Origin of the sequence: Pusillibacter faecalis, from assembly GCF_018408705.1 — a bacterium.
GTDB lineage: Bacteria > Bacillota > Clostridia > Oscillospirales > Oscillospiraceae > Oscillibacter > Oscillibacter faecalis.
In genome coordinates this window covers 799,747-823,002 of sequence record NZ_AP023420.1, presented here as the reverse complement: position 1 = coordinate 823,002, position 23,256 = coordinate 799,747, and the positions used below count along the sequence as shown (strand labels likewise).

The following is a 23,256-nucleotide window of genomic DNA, read 5'->3' as shown; positions in this document are numbered from 1 at the left end:
TTGTCACCTCACACTTTCTCAGGCACGTATTTGCCAAGAAGACCCGCGGGTCGCACCAGCAGCACCACGATCAGCACAGCAAAGACAATGGAATTGGCCAGATTGGTGGAGATATAGGCTTTGGCCAGAGACTCAATGATGCCCAGCAGCAACCCGCCCAGGAACGCGCCGGGAATGGAGCCAATGCCGCCAAAGACCGCGGCGGTAAAGGCTTTGATGCCCGGCATGGAGCCGGTGGTGGGGGAGAGAATGGAATAGGACGAGCACAGTAGCACACCGGCAATGGCCGCCAGGGCAGAGCCGATGGCAAAAGTGGTGGAGATCGTAGCATTGACATTGATACCCATCAGTTGTGCGGCGCCCTTATCCTCTGAGCAGGCGCGCATGGCCTTTCCCATTTTGCTCTGGTTGATGAAGGTGGTGAGAGCTGCCATGATGACAAGGCATACCGCCACCGTGAGCAAGGAAACATAAGGGATGGAGAGCTTGCCGCCGAACAGGGGCAGCGAGCCGCTGATGAGGGGAGGATAGGAGATGCTGGCCGCGCCCCAAATCAGCAAAGCGGAATTTTGCAGGAAGTAGCTCACGCCAATGGCGGTGATCAATACCGCCAAGGAGGGCGCAGCACGCAGGGGTTTGTAGGCCAGCCGTTCGATGACCACACCCAGCACCGTGCAAACCAGCACTGCCAGCACAACGCCAATCCATCCGGGCAGGCCCAGATAGCTGACGGCACAAAACGAAATATAGCCGCCCACCATGATGACATCCCCGTGAGCAAAGTTCAGCATCTTGGCAATGCCGTAGACCATGGTGTAGCCCAGGGCGATCAGAGCGTATACACTGCCAAGGCTGATGCCGCTGATCAGATAAGACAAGAATTCCATATGAACACACACCTCTTTTTCTTTCTCTATGGCAGAAACGGGGGCGGGAGGGAGGCTCCCGCCTCCGTTTCCGCCACAGAAGCGGGGGAGGGCCGCCGGGAGGAGTTCCCTCCCGGCGGTCCATCTGTTGGAGAGTTAGGGCAGGACGTACACGCCGTTTTCGATCACAACTGCCATGGGTGCCTTGGACACAGCGCCGGAGGCATCCCAGGTCATGCCCTGGCCGGTGAGGCCGTCCACCGTGATGGTGGGCATCACGGGGACAAGAGCCTCGCAGATGTCGACAGCGGACATGTCGGCGGTGCAGCCGGCGGCTTCCAGAGCAGCCTTGAGGATATACACGGCATCATAGGCATCGGCGGCAAACTGGTTGGGAATCTCGCCAAACTGCTCTTCATAGGTCTTGACAAAGGTCTGGGTCCGCTCGTCCTCCGCGTCGGCGGAGAAGGGGGTCAGCAGCATGACGCCCTCAGCCAGAGAGGTGTCAAAGCCGGACAGGGTCAGGATTCCGTCCATGCCATCCACGCCGAAGAAGGTGGGAGTATAGCCCATCTGATTGGCCTGGTTCAAAATCACAGAGGCTTCCTGATAGTAGATGGGCAGGAACAGCAGGTCCGCACCGGCGGACTGGGCGGCAGTGAGCTGAACGGAGAAATCGCTCTTAGTGTCGGCAGTGAAGGTGCCCTCATAGACGACCTCCAGGCTCTTGGCTTCCGCTTCGGCCACAAAAGTGTCCCGGATGCCCTGGGAGTATGCGATGTCGTTTTGATAGATCACGGCAACCTTGGCACCAGACATATTCTCGGCCATGTAGTCGGCAGCGCCGGTTCCCTGGTTGGGGTCGGTGAAGCAGACCTGGAAGACATTATCCTTCCCATCGATAATGTCGGTGGAGGAGCCGGAGGGGGTCAGCATGAAGGTCCGGTCTTCATTGACCACAGAGGAAACGGCAATGGATGCACCGGTGGTGGTGGGGCCAACCAGCATCTGCATACCCCAGTCCATCAGAGTATTGTAGGCGTTGACGGAGGTCTCACCATCCGCCACATCGTCCTCAGACTGAAGCTCGAACTGGATATCGCCGCTGGCGGCATTGATTTCATCCACGGCAATCTTGGCGCCATTGGCAACGGCCTGGCCATAGATCGCATTGTCACCGGTCAGAGGACCGATGGTGCCGATTTTAAAGGTGCCGCCGGCAGTGCCAGTAGTATTGCTGGCATCGTTTGTGGTATCGTCTGTGGTGTCGTCGGTGGTACCAGAGTCACCGCCGCAGGCTGCCAGACTGAGGACCATGACCATGGCCATCATCAGAGCAAAGAGTTTCTTTTTCATCGTGTTCTTCTCCTTTTAAAGAAATATTATACAAAAAAGCGGCTGTACCTTTCGGCGCAGCCGCTTTGCTGTATCAACATACCTTATAAAAACCCCCGCGCCCAGGGCATATTCACTTTTCCGCATGGCAGCAATACTACCAGCAATACCAGGACAATGCCCAAAATGGACAGGCTAATCAGGCCGCAAATAATAATGGACGCCATAATAATGGCGTCCAGAGCGGCAATTTTAGCGCAGCAAGAAGTGGCGTTCGCATAAGAAGCGGACGCATGATGAGACTGCATCGGATAACACATAGTGCAAGTCATAAAGTCCGCCTCCCTCTGCGCAAATGGTTGCGTGAATGATTGTTTTTATTCTAGCGGTTTAACCATGGAAAGTCAACCACTGCGCAGGGGAGAATAGTCACAAAATTGCAAAAAAATCGGAAAGAAAATCTATGCCGAATCAATAAAATCCATCGAATCTGTGGACACGTGCAGGCCCGGCCTAACCACGGCTCAGGGACCGCAGCGCCGGCGGCAGCGGGCACAGTCGCCTCCACAGCTGCCCCTGTGCCGGCGGCAGGACCGCACGGCCAGCGTCAGCCAGAGGGCGACTCCGGCCAGAATCAAACCTTCCAGCACGGCAGTCACCTCAGACAAAAAACAGTGCGGCCCGGTATACCACCAGCGCTACCATCCACGCAACGGCGCACTGACTGATTGCCACGCCAGCGGCCTGCCAGCCAGAGTTCAGTTCCCGCCGCACCGCGGAGATGGCTGCCACACAAGGGGTATAGAGCAGTGTAAATGTCAAAAAGCTAACAGCAGTCACAGGGGTAAAGAGAGTGCCGAGGGCTGATGCCGTCACATCAGCACCTGCGCCTGTCAAGATACCCAGCGTAGAGATTACAGACTCCTTGGCAATAAAACCGGTAATCAAGGAGGTGGAGACCCGCCAATCCCCAAAGCCCAGTGGAGCGAACAGGGGGGCGATCCAGGCGCCCACCGTGGCAAGAAGGCTGTCAGAACTGTCGGCCACCAGATTCAGCCGGGTATCAAAGGTCTGCAGAAACCACACGACAATGGTGGCGATAAAGATGATCGTAAAGGCGCGGGTCAGAAAGTCCTTGGCCTTGTCCCAGCACAGCTGCCCCACACTCCGGGCAGAGGGGAAGCGGTAGTTGGGAAGCTCCATGACAAAGGGGACGGGGTTGCCGCGGAAGGCGGTCTTTCCCAGGACCTTCGCGGCGAGAATTCCCACCAGGATGCCGCCTAAGTAAAGCATGATCATTACCAGCGCCGCACAGTCCGGGAAAAAGGCGGCGGAAAAAACTCCGTAGATAGGGATTTTTGCAGAGCAGCTCATGAACGGCGTGAGAAGAATGGTCATCCGGCGGTCCCGTTCCGAGGCCAGCGTCCGGGTGGACATGATGGCGGGGACGGAGCAGCCAAAGCCGATCAGCATCGGGACGATGCTGCGGCCGGAAAGACCGATCTTCCGCAGCAGCTGGTCCATGAAGAAGGCCACCCGGGCCATGTAGCCGGTATCCTCTAGGATAGAGAGAAAGAAAAAGAGAACCACAATGATGGGCAAAAAGCTCAACACACTGCCCACGCCGGCAAAAATGCCGTCGATCACGAGACTATGTACCACCGAGTTCAGGCCGTAGGAGGTCAGTCCTGCGTCCACAGCGGCGGAGAGAGCGTCGATGCCGGCGGCCAGCAGGTCTGAGAGAAACGCGCCGATCACCTCGAACGTCAGGTAGAAGATCCCCAGCATAATGCAGAAGAACAGGGGCAGGGCCAGGTACTTGTTGGTCACTACCCGGTCAATGGCCTCGCTGCGCTCCCGCTCCCGGGACTCCCGGCATTTCACCACCGTGTCCCGGCAGACATTCTCAATGAAGTCATAGCGCATGTCCGCCAGGGCGGCGTTGCGGTCCATGTCGTGCTCCGACTCCATCTCCTGAACGCTGTGCTCGATGAGCTCCAGCTCGTTCTGGTCCAGCTCCAGCCGGGCGCGGATGTCCTCGTCGCCCTCAATGAGCTTCGTGGCGGCAAAGCGCACCGGAAGCCCTGCTTTCTCCGCGTGGTCCTCGATCTGGTGCACTACTGCGTGGATACAGCGGTGGACCGGCCCCGGCGCGCAGAAGTCGTACACCGCCGGGTAGACCCGGTTTTTTGCCGTGGCAACTGCGGTTCGGATCAGCTCTTCTACACCCTCATTCTTCACCGCGGAGATGGGCACCACCGGGATGCCCAGGGCCTGGGACATCCCCTGGATGTTGATGGTGCCCCCGTTGGCGGACACCTCGTCCATCATGTTCAGCGCCAGCACCATGGGAATATGCATTTCCATGAGCTGCAGCGTCAGATAGAGGTTGCGCTCGATGTTGGTGGCGTCCACAATGTTGATGATGCCGTCTGGCCGCTGGTTCAGAATGAAATCCCGGGTGACGATCTCCTCCGGTGTATAGGGCCGGATGGAGTAGATGCCGGGCAGATCCACCACCGTGCAGTTCTTCTGCCCCCGGACGGCGCCGGACTTCTGGTCCACCGTGACGCCGGGAAAATTACCCACGTGCTGGTTGGAGCCGGTGAGCTGGTTGAAGAGCGTGGTCTTGCCGCAGTTTTGATTGCCGGCCAGCGCGAAAATCATGGCTTTTTCACCTCCACGGTGATGTTGCGGGCGTCTTCCTTCCGCAGGGACAGGGCATAGCCCCGAATCCGCAGCTCCATAGGGTCCCCAAGAGGTGCCAGCTTTTCCACGCGGACGGAGGTCTTGGGGATGAGTCCCATATCCAGCAGCCGACAGCGCAGAACACCTGTGCCGCCCACTGAGGTGATGACAGCCTCCTGACCCAGAGGCAGCATATCTAAAGTCATTGGTAAATCCTCCTAAAAAGTTAGCATAATCTAACTATTGAGAGTGTACCACGCACAGCCGCTAGAGTCAAATCAAAAAATATGAAAAAAGGATAGAAAATTCCAGAATTCCATTGTGCAACTTGCGGGAGATTTCCGGTTGTGATATTATAGTGACGAGGTGATCAAGGATGTTGACATTGAACCATTTCAATTTTAATGTGAGCAATTTGGAGCGATCTTTGCAATTTTATCAGGAGGCGCTGGGACTGCGGGAGGTGCAGAGGAAAGCGCCGGAGGACGGGCGCTTTATCATTGTGTTTCTTGGTGACGGAAAGACAGATTTCCGCTTGGAGCTGACATGGCTGCGGGACCATCCACAGCCCTATGATCTGGGGGAGTGTGAATTCCATTTGGCAATGCAGGCGGAGGACTATGATGCCGCCCACGCAAGGCACAAGGCCATGGGGTGCATCTGCTACGAAAACCAGGAGATGGGAATCTATTTCATTTCCGATCCAGACGGGTATTGGATTGAAATCATCCCAGCCCGGTAGGGCCGAGGAGCACCAGCTTTCCCAGGACGCACTGCAAAAGGGGGTTGCACACCGGGCGGCGATATGGTAAACTAGCAGCTATCATGGGCGCCTGTGAGAGCCCATAGAAAGTATTTTTTGGTTGGGAGAGATCATCATGAAAAGAGTCTTTGTACTTGTGACGGCCCTGGTGATGGCACTGAGCCTTGCTGCCTGCGGTGGAGATGCCGAGGCTAACGAAGGACGTGTCAACGACACCATGGAGACCTATTTCTTTGACTTCACGGTAAACAGCGCCTATTTGACGGCGGACTATGAGGGCTACACGCCGGCAGAGGGGAATGTGTTGCTGGTGGCCTCCATCACGGTTAAGAATACGTTCCAAGAGAGCATTGAGATGTATGATACGGACTTCCAGCTGGCCTGGGGAGAGGAAGATGACGCCTACGCCTACCCAGTGACCACCGATATGGAGACCTTTGAGGAACTGGACCCGGTTGGGGAAAACCAGCTTCCTGGTACATACCCCCTGGCGGTCAATGAGGAGCGCAGCGGGGAACTGGTCTACGAGGTTCCGTCCGGTTACACGGATTTCTCGATCTGCTACCTGGAGATGTTTGATGACGGCACGGAAGAGGGCGACACAGGGGATTACCATTTTGTCTACTTTACCGCCGAGGATCAGACTTGATTTTCTGTACCAAATGAAAAGCGCCACCGCAGTGCGGTGGCGCTTTTTTTATGCACTTACCACACCAGGGTGGCAAAATAGTCCTCCAAAGTTTCCGCACGGCGAATCAGATCCACAGAGCCGTCCTCCCGCAGCAGCAGCTCTGCAGAGCGGAGCTTGCCATTATAATTGTATCCCATCGCCCTGCCATGGGCACCGGTATCATGAATCACCAGCAGATCCCCCCGGTCAATTTTGGGCAGCATCCGATCCACGGCGAATTTATCATTGTTTTCACATAGGGAGCCCACCACGTCATACTTGTGGTCGCAGGGGGCATGCTCCTTGCCCATCACAGTGATGTGGTGATAGGAGCCGTACATGGCGGGCCGCATCAAATCACAGGCACAGGCATCCACGCCGATATACTCCTTATAAATATGCTTTTCATGCATGGCCCGGGTTACAAGGTGTCCATAAGGGGCCAGCATAAAGCGGCCCAACTCTGTATAGAGAGCCACATCCCCCAAACCGGCGGGCACCAGAATTTCCTCATAGGCCTTGCGGACGCCCTCACCAATCACGGCGATGTCGTTTTCAGGCTGATCCGGGTGATAGGGAACGCCCACACCGCCGGAGAGGTTGATAAAGGTGACGCGGCAGCCGGTTTCCTCCTTTAGTTCCACAGCCAGCTGGAAGAGCATCCGCGCCAGGACTGGATAATACTCATTGGAGAGAGTATTGGACGCGAGGAAGCTGTGCAGGCCAAATTCCCTAGCACCTTTTGCGGCCAACACACGGTACGCCTCGGAAATCTGGGCGCGGGTCATGCCGTATTTGGCATCTCCAGGGTTGTCCATGACCTGAAAACCCTCCCGGGTTTCACCCAGAGCGAACACGCCGCCGGGATTGTACCGGCAGCAGACCTTTTCCGGAATCTTTCCGGTGGCGCGCTCCAGATCCTCAATCAGTGTGAAGTCATCCAGGTTCATGATAGCGCCCAGCTTGTCCGCCAACTGAAATTCTTCCGGAGGCGTCTCATTGGAAGAGAACATGATATCCTCCCCGGTGATGCCACACCGCTCCGCCATGATGAGTTCCGCCAGAGAGGAGCAGTCACACCCGCAGCCCTCTTCTTTCAAAAGTTTTAAAATTGCAGGTGTGGGAGTGGCTTTCACAGCAAAATACTCCCGGTAGCCGGGATTCCAGGCGAACGCGGCTCTCAGGCGCCGGGCGTTTTCCCGAATGCCCCGCTCATCGTAAAGATGGAAGGGGGTAGGGTATTGGGCGGCAATCGCCTCCAGCTGATCTTTGGTCACAAAAGGGACTTTCATGCGGGCACCTCAAATCTTTCTCTCTGGCCGGACTGCCTCAGGGGAGGCTTCGACCGTCTGTTCACAAGAAATCTGGATCACTAGCCTCGCACCAGTGTCACAGATTTTTTCATCATATCACACTTGTCCTCTCCTGGCAAGAGACAGCCTCTCCTTTGTGCATGATGCCAAGGCTTTTCAGCGTTCCGGCAGGCGCGGAAGAGCTTTGCCGTAATACAGGTGATCAAAGTAGCAGCCGGACAGGCAGGCAATCTCCGGCAGCCTGCCCCACTCTGAAAACCCATATTTTTTCAAAAGCGCAATGCTGGCACTGTTGCAGTCCAGCAAAATGGCCACCAGGGTCCGAAATCCAAGCCGCTGGGCTTCTGAGAGCATGAACTCCATCAGGCGGCTGCCAATACCCTGGCCATGGATGCTGAAGTCCAGATAGCAGCTGATTTCGGCCGTGTCCGCCAGGGCAGGCCGTCCAGAGCGGTAGGGGGAGAGATAGGCGTAACCGACAACTTTCCCTTTCAGCAGGCAGGTGAAAAGGGGAAAACGCTCCTGATCGTGTTCCAGCAGCCAAGCTCGCCGAGCCTCGGTAGGAAATGGCTCCGTGTCACAGGTACGGCTTCCGTCCAGGATGGCCTGATTATAAATAGCGGCCAGACGTTCCAGATCGGACTCCATGGCTTTTCGTATTTGCAACGCAGCCACCTCCTTTTTCTAGCATTGAGATTATCATATCATATAGGCTTCTGGCAGGCAAGGGAGGGCTGTCCGGCATACAGGAAGATAAACAGCTTATCGGTTGATGAGATAGAGTCCGGCTAGACAGATCATGACGCCGATGACTTTTTGGGGAGTGATCGTTTCGTTGTATAGAAGCGCTCCGACGAAAATGAGGGCCACAGCCAGGAATGCGCTTTGCACTGTGGAGGCGATGCTGACCGGCCAGCCGACCTTGTAGGCATAAATATAACCCACCTCCAGGCCCACCACAGAAATTCCAAGCAGAATGGGGGCGGCATTCAGCTTGCTGCACTCCTGGAGAAGATGGGGAGTGCGATTCATGGCAAAAAACATGAGCCCTGAACAAACGGCTCCTACCAGGTATGTGACCGTCATAGACGCCATGACATCCATGTCTTTGGGAACGGACTTGGCGCAGATTTGGTACAGAATGTTGGATGCCACGATTAGTACAATGGGCCAGATATCAGACATTGCTTCTCCTCCTCAAATTAAAGACAGCCAGACTGCTTCAGCCTGACTGTCGGTAGGTGCTCACCCATGATGAATGATAGCATAGAAGATATCTTGGCGTCAATACCGGGCGTACAGATTTCCTTATCAGGAGCAGGATGTTTGAAAAATGGCGCGCTGAGTGAACCGGCTGCTTTCGAGTTTCAGGCTGTGTCCAGTCATCAGCGGTCCCGCCATTTGATTGCCCAGATCAAAGAAACCTGGAAATACTTCCGGAAGAATCGAGGTTCTGTCTTGACGAGTCTGCCATTTCATGGTATGATGCCTGCGTCTCTGGAAAGAATGATACTGACCAGCGACCACAGGACTTCAGTCTGTCGTTCTGGCGGCGAGGGAGGGTTCCAAGCCGTAAGACGGGGGAAGAGGCGCGGGATGTTCCGCGCCTGTTTGGTGATGTGCTTATTGCCCCCTCTGCTGGAATGGCGGAGGGGGTATTTTACATGGATCAGGAGGAATTGTCATGGAAACACGGGTGGCGCTGGTTGCCATCATTGTGCGGGAAAACGCCTCGGTACCGGCCCTCAATGAGCTGCTGCACCAGTATGGCAGCTATATGGTTGGCCGCATGGGAGTACCCTACCGCAGCAGGGGTGTCAACATTATCAGCGTGGCGATGGATGCGCCCGCCGATGTGATCTCTGCGCTCTCCGGGAAAATCGGGAAGCTGCCGGGGATCACTGCCAAAACTGTGTACGCGCCGGAAGACGCGCTGTCTTAGAAGAAAGGAAGAGAAGAATATGAACGTATGGAAGAAAAGTCTGGCACTGTGCCTGACCCTAATGATGCTGGCGTCCCTCGCCGCCTGCGGCGGAGACCAGGAGCCCGATGAAACGCCCGCAGAGGAGCCGGTCACACTCCGGGTGGCCGCTTTGAAGGGGCCCACCGCCATGGGCATGGTAAAGCTGATGGATGACAGTAAGCCTGTGACGGAGGCCGTGAAAGAACTGGAAAAAGAGCATGAAGATGTGGTTACCTCCGGAAATCTCTACGACTTTACGCTGGCGGCCTCGGCGGATGAGGTGACTCCGCTGCTGATTCAGGGAGAGCTGGACATGGCCTGCGTCCCGGCAAACCTTGCCTCCGTGCTTTATAACCGCACGAAGGGCGAGATTGTGACTCTGGCGGTGAATACCCTAGGCGTCCTCTACATGGTGGAAAACGGCAACGCCGTGCAGTCCCTTGCAGATTTGAAGGGCAAAACCATTGTGGCTGCCGGAAAGGGCTCCACGCCGGAGTATGCCCTGCGGTATCTGCTCTCTGAAAATGGAATTGACCCGGATGCGGACGTGGTCATTGACTGGAAAAGCGAGCACAGCGAGTGTGTGGCGGCCCTGGCCACCGGCGCAGCCACGATTGCGCTGCTGCCCCAGCCCTTTGTCACCGTGGCCCAGGGCAAAATTGAGGGGCTGCGGATGGCGCTGGACCTGACCAAGGAATGGGACGCACTGGATAACGGTTCCGCTCTGCTCACCGGCGTGGTGGTTGCCCGCAAGGAATTTGTAGAGGCCCATCCGGCGGCGGTCAGCGATTTCCTGGAGCAGTACAGCGCGTCTGTTGACTGGGTGAATGCCAATACTGCGGATGCCGCCGCTCTCATCGGGGAGTATGAGATTGTGGATGCCGCCGTGGCGGAGAAGGCTCTGCCCTATTGCAATATCGTCTGCATCACCGGCGGCGAGATGAAGGAGAAGCTCTCCGGCTATCTCCAGGTGCTCTTTGACGCGGACCCCGCCTCTGTGGGCGCGGACCCCACCGACGAGAGCTCAGGGCTCCCCGCCGACGACTTCTACTATGGTGCGTAAAAACGCCGTCCGCCTTTGGGCGGTGGTGTTTTGGCTGGTGGTGTGGCAGCTTGGCAGCATGGCCTTTGGCCAGACGCTGCTGCTGCCCTCCCCACTGGCTGTGCTGTTGCGGTTGGCATCGCTGGCGGCCACGGTGGAGTTTTGGTCGGCGGTGGGTTGGTCCGCAGCGCGGATTTTAGGGGGCTTTGCCCTGTCCTGCCTTGCTGCGGTGTTGCTGGCGGTGCCGGCTTTCCGGTGGCGGCGGATACAGGAACTGCTCTCTCCGCTGGTGGCGGCGGTGAAGGCGGTTCCTGTGGCCTCCTTCATCATTCTGGCGCTGGTGTGGCTGAACAGCCGCCAGCTGTCTTTGTTCATTGCGGGGCTCATGGTGTTTCCAACCGTATATACAAATGTGCTCATCGGTATTGGCCAGACCGATCCAAAGCTCTTGGAGATGGCACGGGTTTTCCGGGTGCCGCTGACACGGCAGGTGACAGGGATTTACCTCCCGGCGATTCTGCCCTACTTCCGTGCTGCCTGCTCGCTGAGCCTGGGCCTCTGTTGGAAGGCCGGCATCGCGGCGGAGGTCATCGGCCTTCCGGGCGGCTCGCTGGGAGAACGGCTGTATACCGCAAAGGTCTATTTCCAGACGGAGGACCTCTTTGCCTGGACGGCTGTGATCGTGGCCGTGTCCCTGATTTTTGAGAGACTGTTTTTACGGGCGGTAAACGCCCTGGCAGAAAGGCTGGGCAGCCTATGAGGATCTCGGTAGAGCATCTTGGGAAATCCTATCACGGAACGCCAGTACTCCGGGATGTGACGTTTACGGCGGGGCCTGGAATCACCTGCGTGATGGCACCCTCCGGCGTGGGAAAGACCACCCTGCTGAGGCTTTTGCTGGGGTTAGAAACACCGGATGAAGGGAGCGTCCGCCTGCCGGAGAACTGTCGCTGGGCCGCCGTGTTTCAGGAGGATCGGCTGTTGGAGCACCTGGACGCCTGGGGCAATCTCCACTTGATTGGGACACGCCAGGGCGAGGCCCGCGCAGCCGCAATGCTGGCAGAACTGGGGCTGGCGGAGACGGCGGAAAGACCAGTGCGGGAGTACTCCGGCGGAATGCGCCGGCGTCTGGCGCTGATCCGGGCACTCCTGGCGCCTTCTGATGCTCTGGCGCTGGATGAGCCCTTTTCTGGCCTGGATGATGAAAATCGAGCTGTGTGCCGCGCTGTTCTCCAGCGGGAAACAGTGGGAAAACCAGTGTTGTTGGTGACGCATGACGAGGATGATGCAGCCGGCCTGGACGCCCGAATCATCCGCCTTGCACCTGCACGTTAAGATTCTGCAAAGGCGCTGGTGTTTCTGCAAAAGCTATGATACAATAGCTCCGGAACAGCAGTTGTATCACGTCCTTTTGATCTGTACGCCAACAGCATATCAGGATCATCTGCCGGAAAATTGACACATTGCGTCCTGGATGCCGCCTGATACTAGGGTGGGAAGATACGCGCGCTGGTATCATTTAGCTGACATTTACCTGGCCGGAGGGAGAAACACCTATGATCAAAATTACCACAGACAGCACCTGCGATCTGCCTGCTGAGCTGCTGACAAAGTATGATATTTCCGTGACGCCTCTGGGCGTGGTGATGGGAGACCATTTATATCAGGACGGCGTGAATATCACCACGGCAGATATTGCCGCGCACGTGGATGCCGGCGGGGGAATTACCACCACCAATGCGGTGAACGCGGCAGACTATGAGACGCTTTTCCGAGAGCTGATCGCCCAGTATGACGCTGTGATTCATATCAATATCGGCGCGGGATTTTCCTGCTGTCACCAGAATGCCAAGCTGGCGGCGGAGGAGGTTCCCGGTGTCCATGTGTTCAGCTCAGAGAATTTGTCTGTCGGCCACGGCATGGCAGTTCTGCTGGCAGCGGAGGCGGCCCGGGGAGGCAAGTCCGTGGAAGAGATTTTGTCGCTGCTGGAGAACTTGCGGCCCCGGCTGGAAATGAGCTTTGTGCTGGACCGGCTGGACTATATGAAAAAAGGTGGGCGCTGCTCCGCGGTGACGGCGCTGGGCGCAAACCTTCTGAAGCTGCACCCCTGCATTGAGGTCTCTGATGGCAGCATGGGGGTTGTCAAGAAGTACCGGGGGTCCATGGAAAAGGTGGTGACGGACTATCTCCGGGACCGGCTGGAGGGCCGGACCGACCTGGACGAAAGCCGCGCAATCTTGGTGGACACCTGCGAGGATGACCATTTGGCTGCCATTGCCAGGGAGATTCTGCAAGGGCGCTTTGACGAGGTCCTGGAGGCCAAGGCCGGCTGTACGATTTTTTCCCACTGTGGCCCGAGGACGCTGGGAGTTCTTTTGCTGCGGAAATAAGGTGTTGCGGGGCGGGCTTCACGCTGTCCCGCACCCCGGAGCATCTCGGAAATGAAAAGGGCCACGCCCTGTGTCTGACACAGGGCGTGGCCCTTTTCAAGGAGTCAGGACACACTGTTCCTACAGATAGCGATGGCTTCAATTTCGCACAGAGCACCCTTAGGCAGCTCTCGCACCGCCACACAGCTGCGAGCGGGCTTGGAGGTAAAATACCGCGCGTAAACCTCGTTGAAGGCAGCAAAATCCTCCATGTCTGCCAGGAAACAGGTGGTCTTGATCACATCCTGCAGCGCCGCGCCGCCGGCCTCTAGAACAGCGGCCACATTCTGGCAGCTTCTCTCTGCCTGGGCGGTGATACCGGAGGGAATCTCCCCGCTGGCGGGGTCCACAGGCACCTGGCCGGAGGTGTAGACCATACTGCCTGCAATCCAGCCCTGGGAATAGGGGCCGATGGCGTCGGGAGCCTGTGGGGTGGAAATGATGCTTTTTTCCATAGAAAGTTCCTCCTTCATATGTGATTCCATGAAGATATTGTACCTGTGGCCGAATAAAAAGTCAATCTTGTCCGTTGTGAAACGGGGTAACATGTGGTATGATAATTTTATTCCGAATGATAAAAGGAGCATCACCACGTGAGGGATTTTAAGCAGGTTTTGATGGAAAATGGCTACTCCCGTCAGGAGGAGCTGGTGTTTTGGGATTGCGACCGGAATAAGCGGGTCCGAGTCGCGGCACTTCTGAGCAAGGCGGCCGCCTTCGCGGGCTACGACTATGACGCCCGAGGCCTGACCCACGAAACACTCTATGCCATGAGGGAGGCATTTTTGCTCTCCAGACTGGCCCTTCGCATCCACGACTGCCCCCGCGCAGGCGAGGTGCTGACCATTACCACCTGGGAGAACGGGGCCAGGGGAGCGCATGTGCAGCGGGTCTATGAGATGGAGGACCAGGAGGGACGGCTGCGGGTGTCCATCAAGAGCGATTGGATTCTGATCGACCCTGTGACGCGAAAAATTCTGCGGCCCAGCGCCTTTACCGCAAAGCCCATCGGAACGTGTCCCAAGGAGATCGACTGTCCGGAGCCCCACAAGATTGCTCTGCCTCGTGAAGGGACAGAGGACTTGGGCACCCGGATCGTCCGCTGGTCGGACCTGGACGGCAACGGTCATCTCTACAGCGGCAACTACGGCGACATTGTCTGGGACGCTCTGCCGGAGGACCTGCGGGACCAGGTACCCCGGGAATTCCAGATCAATTACAGCAAGGAGGCCACCTTGGGCGAGGAGCTGCGGCTCGTGGGCGTCCGGGAGGGAGAAACCTACCGGATGGAGGGCTTGGGACCGGAGGCCCCCTGCTTCACCGCACTGTGCGTGTTTTGAGGTAAAAAGAGAAATTGCCGACGCCGTTCTGCCAGGATTTGATCATGGTCTGGGGGAAAACAGCAAAAAGGCCCCCCAAACCACTGGTTTCGGGGGCCTTTTTCCATATGGTTCAATAGCCGTAAATCATGGAGCGGTTGATTTCGGACAGGGTGTGAGCGCCGCACATGGACATCGTATCGGCCAGCTCGGCCTTCAGTTTATCCACATATACCTGCACGCCCTCGGCACCGCCGCCGTAGACCATGGTGACAAAGGGACGGGCGATCAGCACACCGTCAGCGCCCAGAGCCAGGGCCTTGAAAACGTCCATGCCGGTGCGGATGCCGCCGTCCACTAAAATGGTCATTTTACCGCCTACCGCATCCACGATGGCGGGTAGCACCTCGGCGGTGGCCGGGCACTGGTCCAGAACCCGGCCGCCGTGGTTGGAGACCACAATGGCCGCTGCACCGGCCTCTAGGGCCTTCTTCGCACCGCCAACCGTCATAATGCCCTTGAGAATGAAGGGTTTGCCCGCGAGCTCCGCCACCTCCCGTAGCTCCGCCACAGTTTTGCGTCCGGCTGGCGGGGTCTGGTTTTTCAGGAAGGGCAGGCCCGCTGCGTCAATGTCCATCGCCACGGCAAAGGGGTCCGCAGCGCTCACCAGTGCCAGCTTCTCACGGATCACCTCCAGGTTCCAGGGCTTGATGGTGGGCACCCCGCAACCGCCGCTCTTGCGCAGGGCCTGGGCCGCCCCCTCCATGACGGCGGGGTTGACGCCGTCGCCAGTGAAGGCGGCGATGCCGGCGGAGGCACAGGCCGGGACCAGAATTTCATTATAGGCAAGATCATCATATTTGTCGCCGTAGTGCAGCGTCATGGCACCCACGGGGGCGGCAAAAACCGGCAGGGCGAAGGTTCGGCCGAAAAGCTCTGCCGTGGTGTCCACCGGCGTATTTTCGCAGATGGTGTCCATGTTCACGCATAGCTCCTGCCACTTCTGGTAGTTGCGGATGGCACCAGTGCCGATACCTTTGGCTCCTGGGCCGGGCACGGTATTCTTACAGGCCATGCCGTTGCACACAGGGCATGCCTTGCAGTAGGGACCGGAACAGGCGCGGGCCTGCTCCAAAATTTCCTGATAGGTCATAGGTACACTCCCTTTTTATCGTAGTTTCCTCAAGCGCCTATTGTAGCCCATTGCCCGGAAAAAGGCAACTGGGAGAAGGGACTTTTCCGCACAGTCATGCCGGAAATAGAAAAGAACTCTGTTTTTTCCAAAGACTGCGCAACATTTTGCCATGGTTTTCGTCTATATGGTCAGAGGCTCATAGAGAGAAGGACGCAGAAGGGGGAGGAGTTTGGTATGAAGAGGCATCTTGTGTATCTGACGGCACTGCTGCTGGTCCTGCTGACTGCCTGCGGCGGATCGGGAAATACCGCATCAGATGCCGGAGAGATGGAAGGCCAAAGCACCAACACCAGTGTATCCACGGCAGACACAGCGGGTGGCGCCGAGACCTTTGAAGAGGAGCCGCAGGCGGCTGGGGAGAGCCGGTTCCAGAACGCCAAGCTGATTCACACAGCGCATCTTGAGGTGGAAACCACAGCCTTTGACGCCGCTGCGGCGGATCTGGAAACCCTGGTGGGAGAGCTGGGCGGATACTTTGAGTATGCCGCCGTGAACAGCTACAGCAGCGGCTACCGTTCCGGGACCTATACAGTCCGGGTACCGACAGGACAGTTTGAGGTATTTTTGGACCAGGTGGGCGAGCTTTGCCACGTAGTCTATCAGGAGAAGGACAGCGAGAACATCAGCGAGGCGTATTATGATACCGAGAGTCGTCTCGTGACCCAGAAGACTAAGCTGGAGCGGCTCCAGGAGTTATTGGGGCAGGCAGAGACCATGGAGGACATCATCACCATTGAGTCTGCCATTTCCGAAACCGAGCTGGCAATTGAACAGCTCACCGGCACCCTGCGTTCGTATGACGCCCTGGTAGATTTCGCTACGGTACACCTGAGCCTGGAGGAGGTCTATCAGCTCTCCAATGTGGAGCAGGCACCTCAGGGGTTTGGCGACCGGGTTGGCGGCGCGTTTTCCTCTGGCTGGAGCGCCTTTGTAACAGCCCTGGGGAACTTGGTAGTGGCGCTGGCCTACGGATGGGTGTGGGTACTGCTCCTGGCGGTGATTGTAGCCGCAGTGGTCCGGATTCTCCGAAAGCGGCGGCCGGAAACGGGTGATAGGCCGGAAAAGCCGTGGCACACGAAAAAATAGGGTCCTGTCTGAAAGATATGCCGCCTGGGATTCGGCCCTCCAGAGGGATGAGATACGCAGGGCGCCGCGGTTTCTTATATTGGAACTAGGGAGGAGACTGTTATGAAACTGACCTGGCTAGGACACGCCTGCTTTTTGTTGGAACAGAATGGTTACAGATTGATTGTAGATCCCTATACTGGCGTGGAGGGATATCCGGAGCTGCGCGTTAAGGCACACCAAGTGGTGTGCAGCCATCAGCATCACGATCACAATGCGGTGGAGCAGATCACTCCGCTGCCTGCACAGGAAAATCCCTTTACCATCCGTGTGGTGAAGACTTTTCACGACGATCAGGGGGGTGCCTTACGGGGAGAGAACACCATTCATGTCATCAGCGCCGGGGGCATCACAGTGGCGCACCTGGGAGACTTGGGGCATCAACTAACGGCGGAGCAGCGCGCCGCCATCGGCACGGTGGACGGAGTCCTGGTGCCGGTAGGCGGTGTGTACACGGTAGACGCTGCCGGGGCCAGACAGGTCTGCAAAGAGATCAGCCCCCGGTGGGTGGTGCCGATGCACTACCGCCACGCGCCCTACGGCTTGCCTAATGTGGCGGGGGTGGAGCCATTTCTGGCCCTGTGGCCTGCGGATGAGATCCATGTCTGGAACGGGCCCGTGTTGACTCCTGGGCCGGAGACCGCTGGAGTTCTGGTGCTTAAATTTTAAAAGGCGGCAAAAAAGGATGCGTATCTGCAATGGATACGCATCCTTTTTGCTGTTCGCTTGGTCAAATGATGGGCTCCCGTCAATCAGCGCTTTTGAAAGATGTGAATCCGGAAAGAAATCTGAGTCGTGAGATGTTCCAAGGCGGCGAGGCGCTCCGCTCCGGCCTTCGGGGTTTTCCAGTAATAGGGTGTCATTTGGAACAAGGCGTGAATGTCCGATTGCCGTTCCAGGGTAATCACGCCGTCCACCGGCAAAATGGTCTGATAGGTAAAACCATCGTAGGGGGTCTCCCGCTCCTCGTTGGGATAAGGGTGGTCATAAAGAACCTGCTTAAGCTCCCACAGGTGGTTCGCCCCGGGGACCACATACAAGAAGCTGCCGCCCGGACGCAAAAGGCGGTGAAATTCCTCCAGGGCCAGGGGGGAAAAGCAGTTGAGCAAAGCATCCACGCTTTGGTCCGCCAGCGGCAGATGGTAAGAGGAGGCCACGGCAAATTCGATGGAGTGCTCTCGTTTGGCCGCAATCCGGAGGCTGAATTTGGAAATATCGGTGCCCGCCATGCGGGGGTGCCGTCCTTGGGACATCAGCGCCTGATAGATGCCTGCGGTATAGTAGCCCTCGCCGCAGCCTGCATCCAAAATCACAGGGGAATCGCCGCTATCAGACAAAAACCAACTACAAAGCGTATTTAATAGTGATAAATAATACTCTTTGGACAGGAAATCCCGCCGCGCCGCCGCCATGCCTTTGTCGTCGCCGGGAGCGGAGGAGTGCCTCTGGTTCGGTGGGAGCAGATAGACATATCCCTCACGGGAGAGATCGTAACTGTGGCGCTTTGGACAGCGAAGGACCTGCTCCTCCCGCCGCAAAGGACCGCCGCAGACCGGGCAGCAAAATAGGCTCATGAGGGATTCTCCCGGGTGATGTTGTTGATCCATTTGCGGCTGCGCAGGCGGCGAACGCCAAGGGGCATTTTGCAGATATTCTCCACCTGGATGCACAGGCACACCACCCAGACCGGAGCATTCAGCACCAGACCGGTTAGGGCGGTTAGCGGAACCGCCACCAGCCACAGGGGAGCCAGGTCAATGACGGAGGCCATCCGGGCGTCGCCGCCAGCCCGGAGAATACCAGTGATATTATTGATATCAAAGGATTTCAATGGCAGCATGACCACATAGACTGTGCACATGATGGTGGCGATATTCAACGAAAGCCCCTCCAGGTGGAAAAGCGGATAGAGATAGGGGATGAACACAGTGGGCAGCAAAATCGCAAGACACGCCGCCACCGTAAAGCCAATGAACAGCGATACCAGCAGCAGACACCAGCTCAGATCATATGTCTCCTCCCTGGAGGCGCCCTCTCCAATGCGTTTCCCAACCAGCACAGCGGAGGCCCCGGCAATGCCAAAGCAGGTCACGGTGGAGAACTTATCAATATTGCCCATGATGGCGTAAGCCGCAAGAATCTCCTCAGAGATCACCATGTGGCCCATGATGGCTGTCATCACTGTGGTGCCAAGGCCCCACATGCTTTCGTTGATCAGCACTGGGGCGGAATACTGCAGAAAATCGTTGAAATACATCCGGCCCGGCCGCAGCATGGCCCTCAGACGCAAGGGAACCCGATGGTCCCTCAGAGCGTAGGTCCAAGTGAGCAGAAATTCCACCACTCGGGCGGTTAGTGTGGCCAGTGCCGCGCCGGTGATGCCCAGGGCGGGAGCGCCAAACTTACCAAAGATCAGAATGTAATTCAAAAAGGTGTTCAGCAGCATGGAGGCGGCAAAGACCACCATGCCCAGAACAGGATTCTCGGTGCTGCGCTGCATGCCCACATAGACCGCACTGGCGGCGTTGAAGATATAGCTGATGCCCACAATACGCAGATATGGCGCGCCCATTTCAATCAGAAGCGTGTTGTTGGTCACAAGCCCCATCACGAAGGTGGGGAAGCAGAAGAGCACCAGAGCCATGATGGCCGCGACGGCCACACCGATATAGAGCGCCACACCCATGCAGCGGTTGATGGCCTCCACATCGCCCTTTCCCCAATACTGGCTGGTCAGGACCGTCAGACCGCTGATAAAGCCAAAGACGATGACCTGAATCAGGAAAATCGGGGAGTTGGCGGCGGTGACGGCGGAGAGCTCGGACTGTCCCAGCAGTCCCACCATGAAGGTGTCCACAAACCCTAAAGAGGTGGTAATCAGATTCTGCAGAATCAGCGGCAGAGCCAGCAGGAACAGCCGTTTATAAAATCCGGGTTCCCGGCGGAGATAGTTTTTTGCCATTCAATATGCTCCTTTTTCTCTTTCATCAATCGCGGCCTTCATGTCGCCGCCTCTACAGCATGGGCATTCTGGTGTCGTGATGGACTCTTAACGCATCCGCACAGGCATCAATTTCCGCAGTGGTGGTCTCTGGGCCAAAGCTCAGGCGGACGGCGCCGCCGGCCACCTTTTTCGGCAGCCCAAGAGCCGCCACCACATGGCTGGATTTTCCCCGGTGACAGGCAGAGCCGGCGGAGATGAAAATATCCTGGCTTCCCAGGTCGTTGACAATGTTCTGGCTGGGCCAGCCCTCCAGGGAAACCGGGAGAATATGCGGCGCACCGCCGGTGGAGAGAATTTTCAGATCGGGGATCGATGCGAGCCGCTCCACGGCGTAAGCCTTCAACAACTCCATATGGCGCAGTTTCTCCGCAAGACCGTCACGGCGCAGCTCCACCGCCTTGGAAAAGCCCGCGATCTGAGCGGTGGCCTCCGTTCCGGAGCGCAGGCCGCCCTCCTGTCCGCCGCCGGCCAATAAGGGCTTGGGGAGCTTGACCCGGGGGCTGATATAGAGAGCCCCCACGCCCTTGGGCCCGCCAATCTTATGGGCGGAGAGCGTGATGAAGTCCGCTCCCAGATTCCGAGCGGAGCAGGGGACTTTTAAAAAGCCTTGAACCGCGTCTGTGTGGAGCAGGGTCTGGGGGTTCTTCGCCGCAAGGCCTCTGGCGATGTCAGCGATGGGGTAGAGGTTCCCCAGCTCGTTGTTCACCAGCATCACGGACACCAGCGCGGTATCGGGTCGGACAGCCTCCAGCACTTGCTCCGCCGTGAGGTTGCCCTGACTGTCAGGGGAGAGCACTGTCAGCTCATATCCCTGGCGCTCCAGCCAGCGGCAGGGTTCCAGCACAGCACTGTGCTCCACGGCGGTGGTGACGATGTGCCGCCCCAGGCGGCGGTTGTGCCAGAGGGCGGCGGTGATGGCCCAGTTGTCCCCCTCCGTGCCGCAGGAGGTGAAAAACAGCCGCCCCGGATCGCAATCCAAGGCGTCTGCCACGGTCTTGCGCCAGAGCTCCATCTGTTTTTTCATCTCCAGGCCAATACGGTACTGGGAGCTGGGATTCCCGAACTGCTCCGTCAAGACCTGATACATGATATCAGCCACCTCCCGCGCAACAGGCGTGGTGGCGGCATAATCCAAATAAATCATATGGCATCCTCCCTGCACCGGGACTTGCCCAGTGGAGAAAAAATGAGTATAATAGAGACGCGGCTGAGCCGCGCCCCATTATTATATAAGGATTTTCAGGAAAGTGCAAGGAGAAAAGTCAAAAAAGCGGCGCTTCCGAAATATCTGTAGGAGCAACGGGATACCGGCGTAACGGAGGGAGTTTTCTCCATAGAGAAATAGAAAGGATCTGCGATGAGAGTTGCCATGTACACCCTCGGGTGCAAGATGAACCAATATGAGACCCAGGCCATGGAGCAGCTTCTGCGACAGAGGGGACATGAGATTGTCCCTTTCACCCAGGAAGCGGACGCATATGTGGTCAATAGCTGTTCCGTCACGGCGGTGAGTGATCAGAAGTCCCGGCAGGTGCTCCACCGCATCCGGAGGGAGCACCCAGAGGCGGTGGCGGCGCTGTGCGGCTGCTACCCCCAGACCCACGCCGAAGACGTGCGGAAGCTGGATGTGGACCTGATTGCAGGTACTGGCAGCCGCGCGGAGTTTCCGCAGCTGCTGGAGCAGGCGGTGGAGGAAAAGCGCCGGATGGAGGCCATTGACCGTGCCTTTGAGCGGAGGACCTTCGAGGTGCTGCCTGCCGGCGGCCTTGGACAGCGTACCCGGGCCATGCTGAAGGTGGAGGATGGCTGCGTGAACTTCTGCTCCTACTGCATCATCCCCTACGCCCGGGGACCGGTCCGCTCTTTGCAGCTGGAGACAGCGGCGGAGCAGGCGGCGAACCTCATGAAAGATGGCTACCGGGAGATCGTGCTGACAGGGATTGAGATCTCCTCCTGGGGCTGGGATTTAAAAAACGGCCAGACACTTATTGATTTGGTAGAGGCCGTCTCCGCCGCCGCGCCGGGGGTCCGCCTCCGGCTGGGGAGCCTGGAGCCGAGAACGGTGACAGAGACATTCTGCCGCCGCGCCGCCGCGCTGCCGGCGCTGTGTCCCCAGTTTCACCTGTCGCTGCAAAGTGGTTGCGATGAAACGCTCCGACGGATGAACCGCAAGTATGATACCGCGCGGTTCGCTCATTCTGTTAATCTTTTAAACCAATATTTTGACCGACCTGCCATCACAACAGACCTGATCTGTGGCTTTCCAGAGGAGACGGAGGAGGAGTTTGCAAAGACGCTGGCCTTCATCGAAAAGTGCGGCTTCGCCCAGATGCACATTTTCCCGTATTCCATCCGCCCCGGTACACCGGCGGAGAAGCTCCACCAGCTTCCCAAGAAGGTCAAGGAGGATCGGGCAAGACAGGTATCTTCTGTTGCCGCCGCTATGCGCCGGAGTTATCTGGAGGGCTGTGTGGGGCAGGTCTATCCCGTGCTCTTTGAGCAGCCCCGGGACGGGAAATTTTCCGGTCACGCACCCAACTACATGGAGGTCCTGGTGGAGGGGGAGGGCCTGCACAACGTGGTGCGGCGCGTCCGGATCACCGGCACCGGCGGCGAGGCACTGCTGGGAGAGCTTTTGGAGGATGCAGAATGAAAAGCCATTTTTTTGCCTATATCTCTCGGATGCGGTTCATTCAGCGCTGGGCGCTGATGCGCAACACCGCCCCGGAGAATGTCCAGGAGCATAGCCATCAAGTGGCTGTGCTGGCCCATGCCTTGGCGGTGATCCACAACGAGAAGTTCGGCGGCTGTGTGGACCCCGGCGCCGTGACGGCTGCGGCACTGTACCACGACGCCAGCGAGATTCTCACCGGCGACATGCCCACCCCCATCAAGTACGATAACCCCACCATCCAGTCCGCTTACAAGGAGGTGGAGGCGGTGGCGGAGCGAAAGCTCCTGGAGCTGTTGCCGCCGGAACTCCGGGGAGTGTACAAGCCGATTCTCACGCCCAGGGACCCGGAGATCTTACGGCTGGTCAAGGCGGCGGACAAGCTCTCCGCCTATATCAAGTGCGTGGAGGAGCTCAAGGCCGGAAACCTGGAGTTTCGGGAGGCTGCGGCCCAGACCCGGCAGATCGTGGAGGGCTATGGCCTGCCGGAGGTCGCCTATTTCCTGGATACGTTTATGGACAGCTTTTCCCTGACGCTGGACCAGCTGAAATCGCCAGGAGATCCGCAGGAAAGCTGCGGTGAAAGAAAGGCGTGATGCTTCAGCACATCCTGCCGGCAACGCTCCCAGCACCCTTGGCATCCTAGTGATGGTGATTGCCCCGGCAGTACTCCCCCTGGGCTGGCTTTATAATGCCTATCGAATGGGGCGCTTCCGCAAAAAGTCCTGGTAGATGGGCGCTTGCCCCGGAAACCTAGGTCTGCCTTCGCTCTTTGCATACTCCTTTTGGGAATTCTGGCGTTCCTGGTGAGTTGGCTTCTGGACTGAACTGCAAAGCGCCCCCATTCTGAGCCGTTAGCGGCAGAAGGATGGG

The 23,256-nt window shown here is 57.7% G+C and carries 26 protein-coding genes; 13 read left to right on the top strand and 13 right to left on the bottom strand.

Annotation, left to right across the window (positions count from 1 at the left end):
* Positions 1-8: 8 nt before the first annotated feature.
* The 5 genes from KJS55_RS04290 to KJS55_RS04275 all read right to left on the bottom strand — a co-directional run bounded on the left by KJS55_RS04290 (position 9) and on the right by KJS55_RS04275 (position 5,095).
* Positions 9-887, bottom strand: a complete 879-nt coding sequence (locus tag KJS55_RS04290) for a branched-chain amino acid ABC transporter permease (RefSeq protein WP_187028220.1) — start codon at positions 885-887, stop codon at positions 9-11.
* A 135-nt stretch (positions 888-1,022) separates the two neighbouring features.
* The gene (locus KJS55_RS04285) at positions 1,023-2,222 is read right to left on the bottom strand and encodes an ABC transporter substrate-binding protein (protein ID WP_213542765.1); all 1,200 of its coding nucleotides are present in this window, start codon (positions 2,220-2,222) and stop codon (positions 1,023-1,025) included.
* A gap of 503 nt (positions 2,223-2,725) precedes the next feature.
* A complete protein-coding gene (locus KJS55_RS17490; protein WP_256315305.1) occupies positions 2,726-2,851 on the bottom strand; it encodes a hypothetical protein in 126 nt (41 codons plus the stop codon).
* 10 nt (positions 2,852-2,861) lie between these two features.
* Positions 2,862-4,868, bottom strand: a complete 2,007-nt coding sequence (gene feoB, locus KJS55_RS04280) for a ferrous iron transport protein B (protein WP_187028222.1) — start codon at positions 4,866-4,868, stop codon at positions 2,862-2,864.
* A complete protein-coding gene (locus KJS55_RS04275) occupies positions 4,865-5,095 on the bottom strand; it encodes a FeoA family protein (protein ID WP_187028223.1) in 231 nt (76 codons plus the stop codon). The genes feoB and KJS55_RS04275 overlap by 4 nt, the downstream gene beginning before the upstream one ends.
* A 170-nt stretch (positions 5,096-5,265) precedes the next feature.
* Between KJS55_RS04275 and KJS55_RS04270 the strand changes: the two genes are divergently transcribed.
* Both KJS55_RS04270 and KJS55_RS04265 read left to right on the top strand, forming a co-directional pair.
* Positions 5,266-5,631: a VOC family protein gene (locus KJS55_RS04270; protein ID WP_213542764.1), complete on the top strand. Its 366-nt coding sequence runs from the start codon at positions 5,266-5,268 to the stop codon at positions 5,629-5,631.
* Positions 5,632-5,767: 136 nt separating this feature from the next.
* The gene (locus KJS55_RS04265) at positions 5,768-6,301 is read left to right on the top strand and encodes a DUF4352 domain-containing protein (RefSeq protein WP_187028225.1); all 534 of its coding nucleotides are present in this window, start codon (positions 5,768-5,770) and stop codon (positions 6,299-6,301) included.
* 56 nt (positions 6,302-6,357) lie between these two features.
* On the opposite strand, the gene KJS55_RS04260 is transcribed toward KJS55_RS04265, so the two are convergent.
* From KJS55_RS04260 to KJS55_RS04250, 3 genes are all read right to left on the bottom strand, one after another.
* The gene (locus tag KJS55_RS04260) at positions 6,358-7,614 is read right to left on the bottom strand and encodes a diaminopimelate decarboxylase (RefSeq protein ID WP_213542763.1); all 1,257 of its coding nucleotides are present in this window, start codon (positions 7,612-7,614) and stop codon (positions 6,358-6,360) included.
* Positions 7,615-7,791: 177 nt separating this feature from the next.
* On the bottom strand, positions 7,792-8,301 hold the full coding sequence (locus KJS55_RS04255; RefSeq protein WP_213542762.1) for a GNAT family N-acetyltransferase: 510 nt from the start codon (positions 8,299-8,301) through the stop codon (positions 7,792-7,794).
* Positions 8,302-8,397: 96 nt separating this feature from the next.
* Positions 8,398-8,820: an EamA family transporter gene (locus tag KJS55_RS04250; protein WP_213542761.1), complete on the bottom strand. Its 423-nt coding sequence runs from the start codon at positions 8,818-8,820 to the stop codon at positions 8,398-8,400.
* Between the two features lie 499 nt (positions 8,821-9,319).
* On the opposite strand from KJS55_RS04250, the gene KJS55_RS04245 reads away from it, so the two are divergent.
* The 5 genes from KJS55_RS04245 (at position 9,320) to KJS55_RS04225 (ending at position 13,030) form a co-directional block, all read left to right on the top strand.
* Positions 9,320-9,577, top strand: coding sequence for a TM1266 family iron-only hydrogenase system putative regulator (locus KJS55_RS04245; protein WP_213542760.1), 258 nt, complete (start codon positions 9,320-9,322; stop codon positions 9,575-9,577).
* A 19-nt stretch (positions 9,578-9,596) separates the two neighbouring features.
* On the top strand, positions 9,597-10,661 hold the full coding sequence (locus KJS55_RS04240; RefSeq protein WP_213542759.1) for an ABC transporter substrate-binding protein: 1,065 nt from the start codon (positions 9,597-9,599) through the stop codon (positions 10,659-10,661).
* On the top strand, positions 10,651-11,400 hold the full coding sequence (locus KJS55_RS04235) for an ABC transporter permease (RefSeq protein WP_213542758.1): 750 nt from the start codon (positions 10,651-10,653) through the stop codon (positions 11,398-11,400). The genes KJS55_RS04240 and KJS55_RS04235 overlap by 11 nt, the downstream gene beginning before the upstream one ends.
* Positions 11,397-11,975 carry an ATP-binding cassette domain-containing protein gene (locus KJS55_RS04230; RefSeq protein WP_187028232.1) on the top strand — a complete coding sequence of 193 codons (579 nt, stop codon included), beginning with the start codon at positions 11,397-11,399 and terminating at the stop codon, positions 11,973-11,975. Before KJS55_RS04235 ends, KJS55_RS04230 begins: the two co-directional genes overlap by 4 nt.
* A 221-nt stretch (positions 11,976-12,196) precedes the next feature.
* A complete protein-coding gene (locus KJS55_RS04225; protein ID WP_213542757.1) occupies positions 12,197-13,030 on the top strand; it encodes a DegV family protein in 834 nt (277 codons plus the stop codon).
* 104 nt (positions 13,031-13,134) lie between these two features.
* Here the strand turns inward: KJS55_RS04225 and KJS55_RS04220 are convergent, their stop codons facing one another.
* Positions 13,135-13,524: a RidA family protein gene (locus KJS55_RS04220; protein ID WP_213542756.1), complete on the bottom strand. Its 390-nt coding sequence runs from the start codon at positions 13,522-13,524 to the stop codon at positions 13,135-13,137.
* Between the two features lie 138 nt (positions 13,525-13,662).
* Between KJS55_RS04220 and KJS55_RS04215 the strand changes: the two genes are divergently transcribed.
* Positions 13,663-14,409: an acyl-[acyl-carrier-protein] thioesterase gene (locus KJS55_RS04215; RefSeq protein ID WP_213542755.1), complete on the top strand. Its 747-nt coding sequence runs from the start codon at positions 13,663-13,665 to the stop codon at positions 14,407-14,409.
* Between the two features lie 112 nt (positions 14,410-14,521).
* Here KJS55_RS04215 and KJS55_RS04210 read toward each other — a convergent pair whose 3' ends face one another.
* Positions 14,522-15,541, bottom strand: coding sequence for an alpha-hydroxy-acid oxidizing protein (locus KJS55_RS04210; protein ID WP_213542754.1), 1,020 nt, complete (start codon positions 15,539-15,541; stop codon positions 14,522-14,524).
* 216 nt (positions 15,542-15,757) lie between these two features.
* Here KJS55_RS04210 and KJS55_RS04205 point away from each other — a divergent pair, with 216 nt between their 5' ends.
* Together KJS55_RS04205 and KJS55_RS04200 are read left to right on the top strand one after the other, a co-directional pair.
* Positions 15,758-16,669: a DUF4349 domain-containing protein gene (locus tag KJS55_RS04205; RefSeq protein ID WP_187028237.1), complete on the top strand. Its 912-nt coding sequence runs from the start codon at positions 15,758-15,760 to the stop codon at positions 16,667-16,669.
* 102 nt (positions 16,670-16,771) lie between these two features.
* Positions 16,772-17,377, top strand: coding sequence for an MBL fold metallo-hydrolase (locus KJS55_RS04200; protein ID WP_213542753.1), 606 nt, complete (start codon positions 16,772-16,774; stop codon positions 17,375-17,377).
* Between the two features lie 83 nt (positions 17,378-17,460).
* Here the strand turns inward: KJS55_RS04200 and KJS55_RS04195 are convergent, their stop codons facing one another.
* Genes KJS55_RS04195 through KJS55_RS04185 form a run of 3 tightly spaced genes read right to left on the bottom strand, consistent with a single transcriptional unit; the run spans position 17,461 to position 20,856 of the window.
* Positions 17,461-18,282: a putative RNA methyltransferase gene (locus KJS55_RS04195; RefSeq protein WP_213542752.1), complete on the bottom strand. Its 822-nt coding sequence runs from the start codon at positions 18,280-18,282 to the stop codon at positions 17,461-17,463.
* Positions 18,279-19,670: an MATE family efflux transporter gene (locus KJS55_RS04190; protein WP_187028240.1), complete on the bottom strand. Its 1,392-nt coding sequence runs from the start codon at positions 19,668-19,670 to the stop codon at positions 18,279-18,281. Before KJS55_RS04190 ends, KJS55_RS04195 begins: the two co-directional genes overlap by 4 nt.
* Positions 19,671-19,722: 52 nt before the next feature.
* Complete coding sequence (locus KJS55_RS04185; RefSeq protein WP_213542751.1) at positions 19,723-20,856, bottom strand: cysteine desulfurase family protein; 1,134 nt, start codon at positions 20,854-20,856, stop codon at positions 19,723-19,725.
* A gap of 213 nt (positions 20,857-21,069) precedes the next feature.
* Between KJS55_RS04185 and mtaB the strand changes: the two genes are divergently transcribed.
* The 3 genes from mtaB to KJS55_RS04170 are packed head-to-tail and all read left to right on the top strand — an operon-like array spanning position 21,070 to position 23,115.
* Entirely contained in the window at positions 21,070-22,365 is a 1,296-nt protein-coding gene (gene mtaB / locus KJS55_RS04180) for a tRNA (N(6)-L-threonylcarbamoyladenosine(37)-C(2))-methylthiotransferase MtaB (protein WP_187028242.1), read from the top strand.
* Entirely contained in the window at positions 22,362-22,979 is a 618-nt protein-coding gene (yfbR, locus tag KJS55_RS04175; RefSeq protein WP_213542750.1) for a 5'-deoxynucleotidase, read from the top strand. The genes mtaB and yfbR overlap by 4 nt, the downstream gene beginning before the upstream one ends.
* Positions 22,963-23,115, top strand: coding sequence for a hypothetical protein (locus KJS55_RS04170; protein ID WP_213542749.1), 153 nt, complete (start codon positions 22,963-22,965; stop codon positions 23,113-23,115). Before yfbR ends, KJS55_RS04170 begins: the two co-directional genes overlap by 17 nt.
* Positions 23,116-23,256 lie beyond the last annotated feature (141 nt).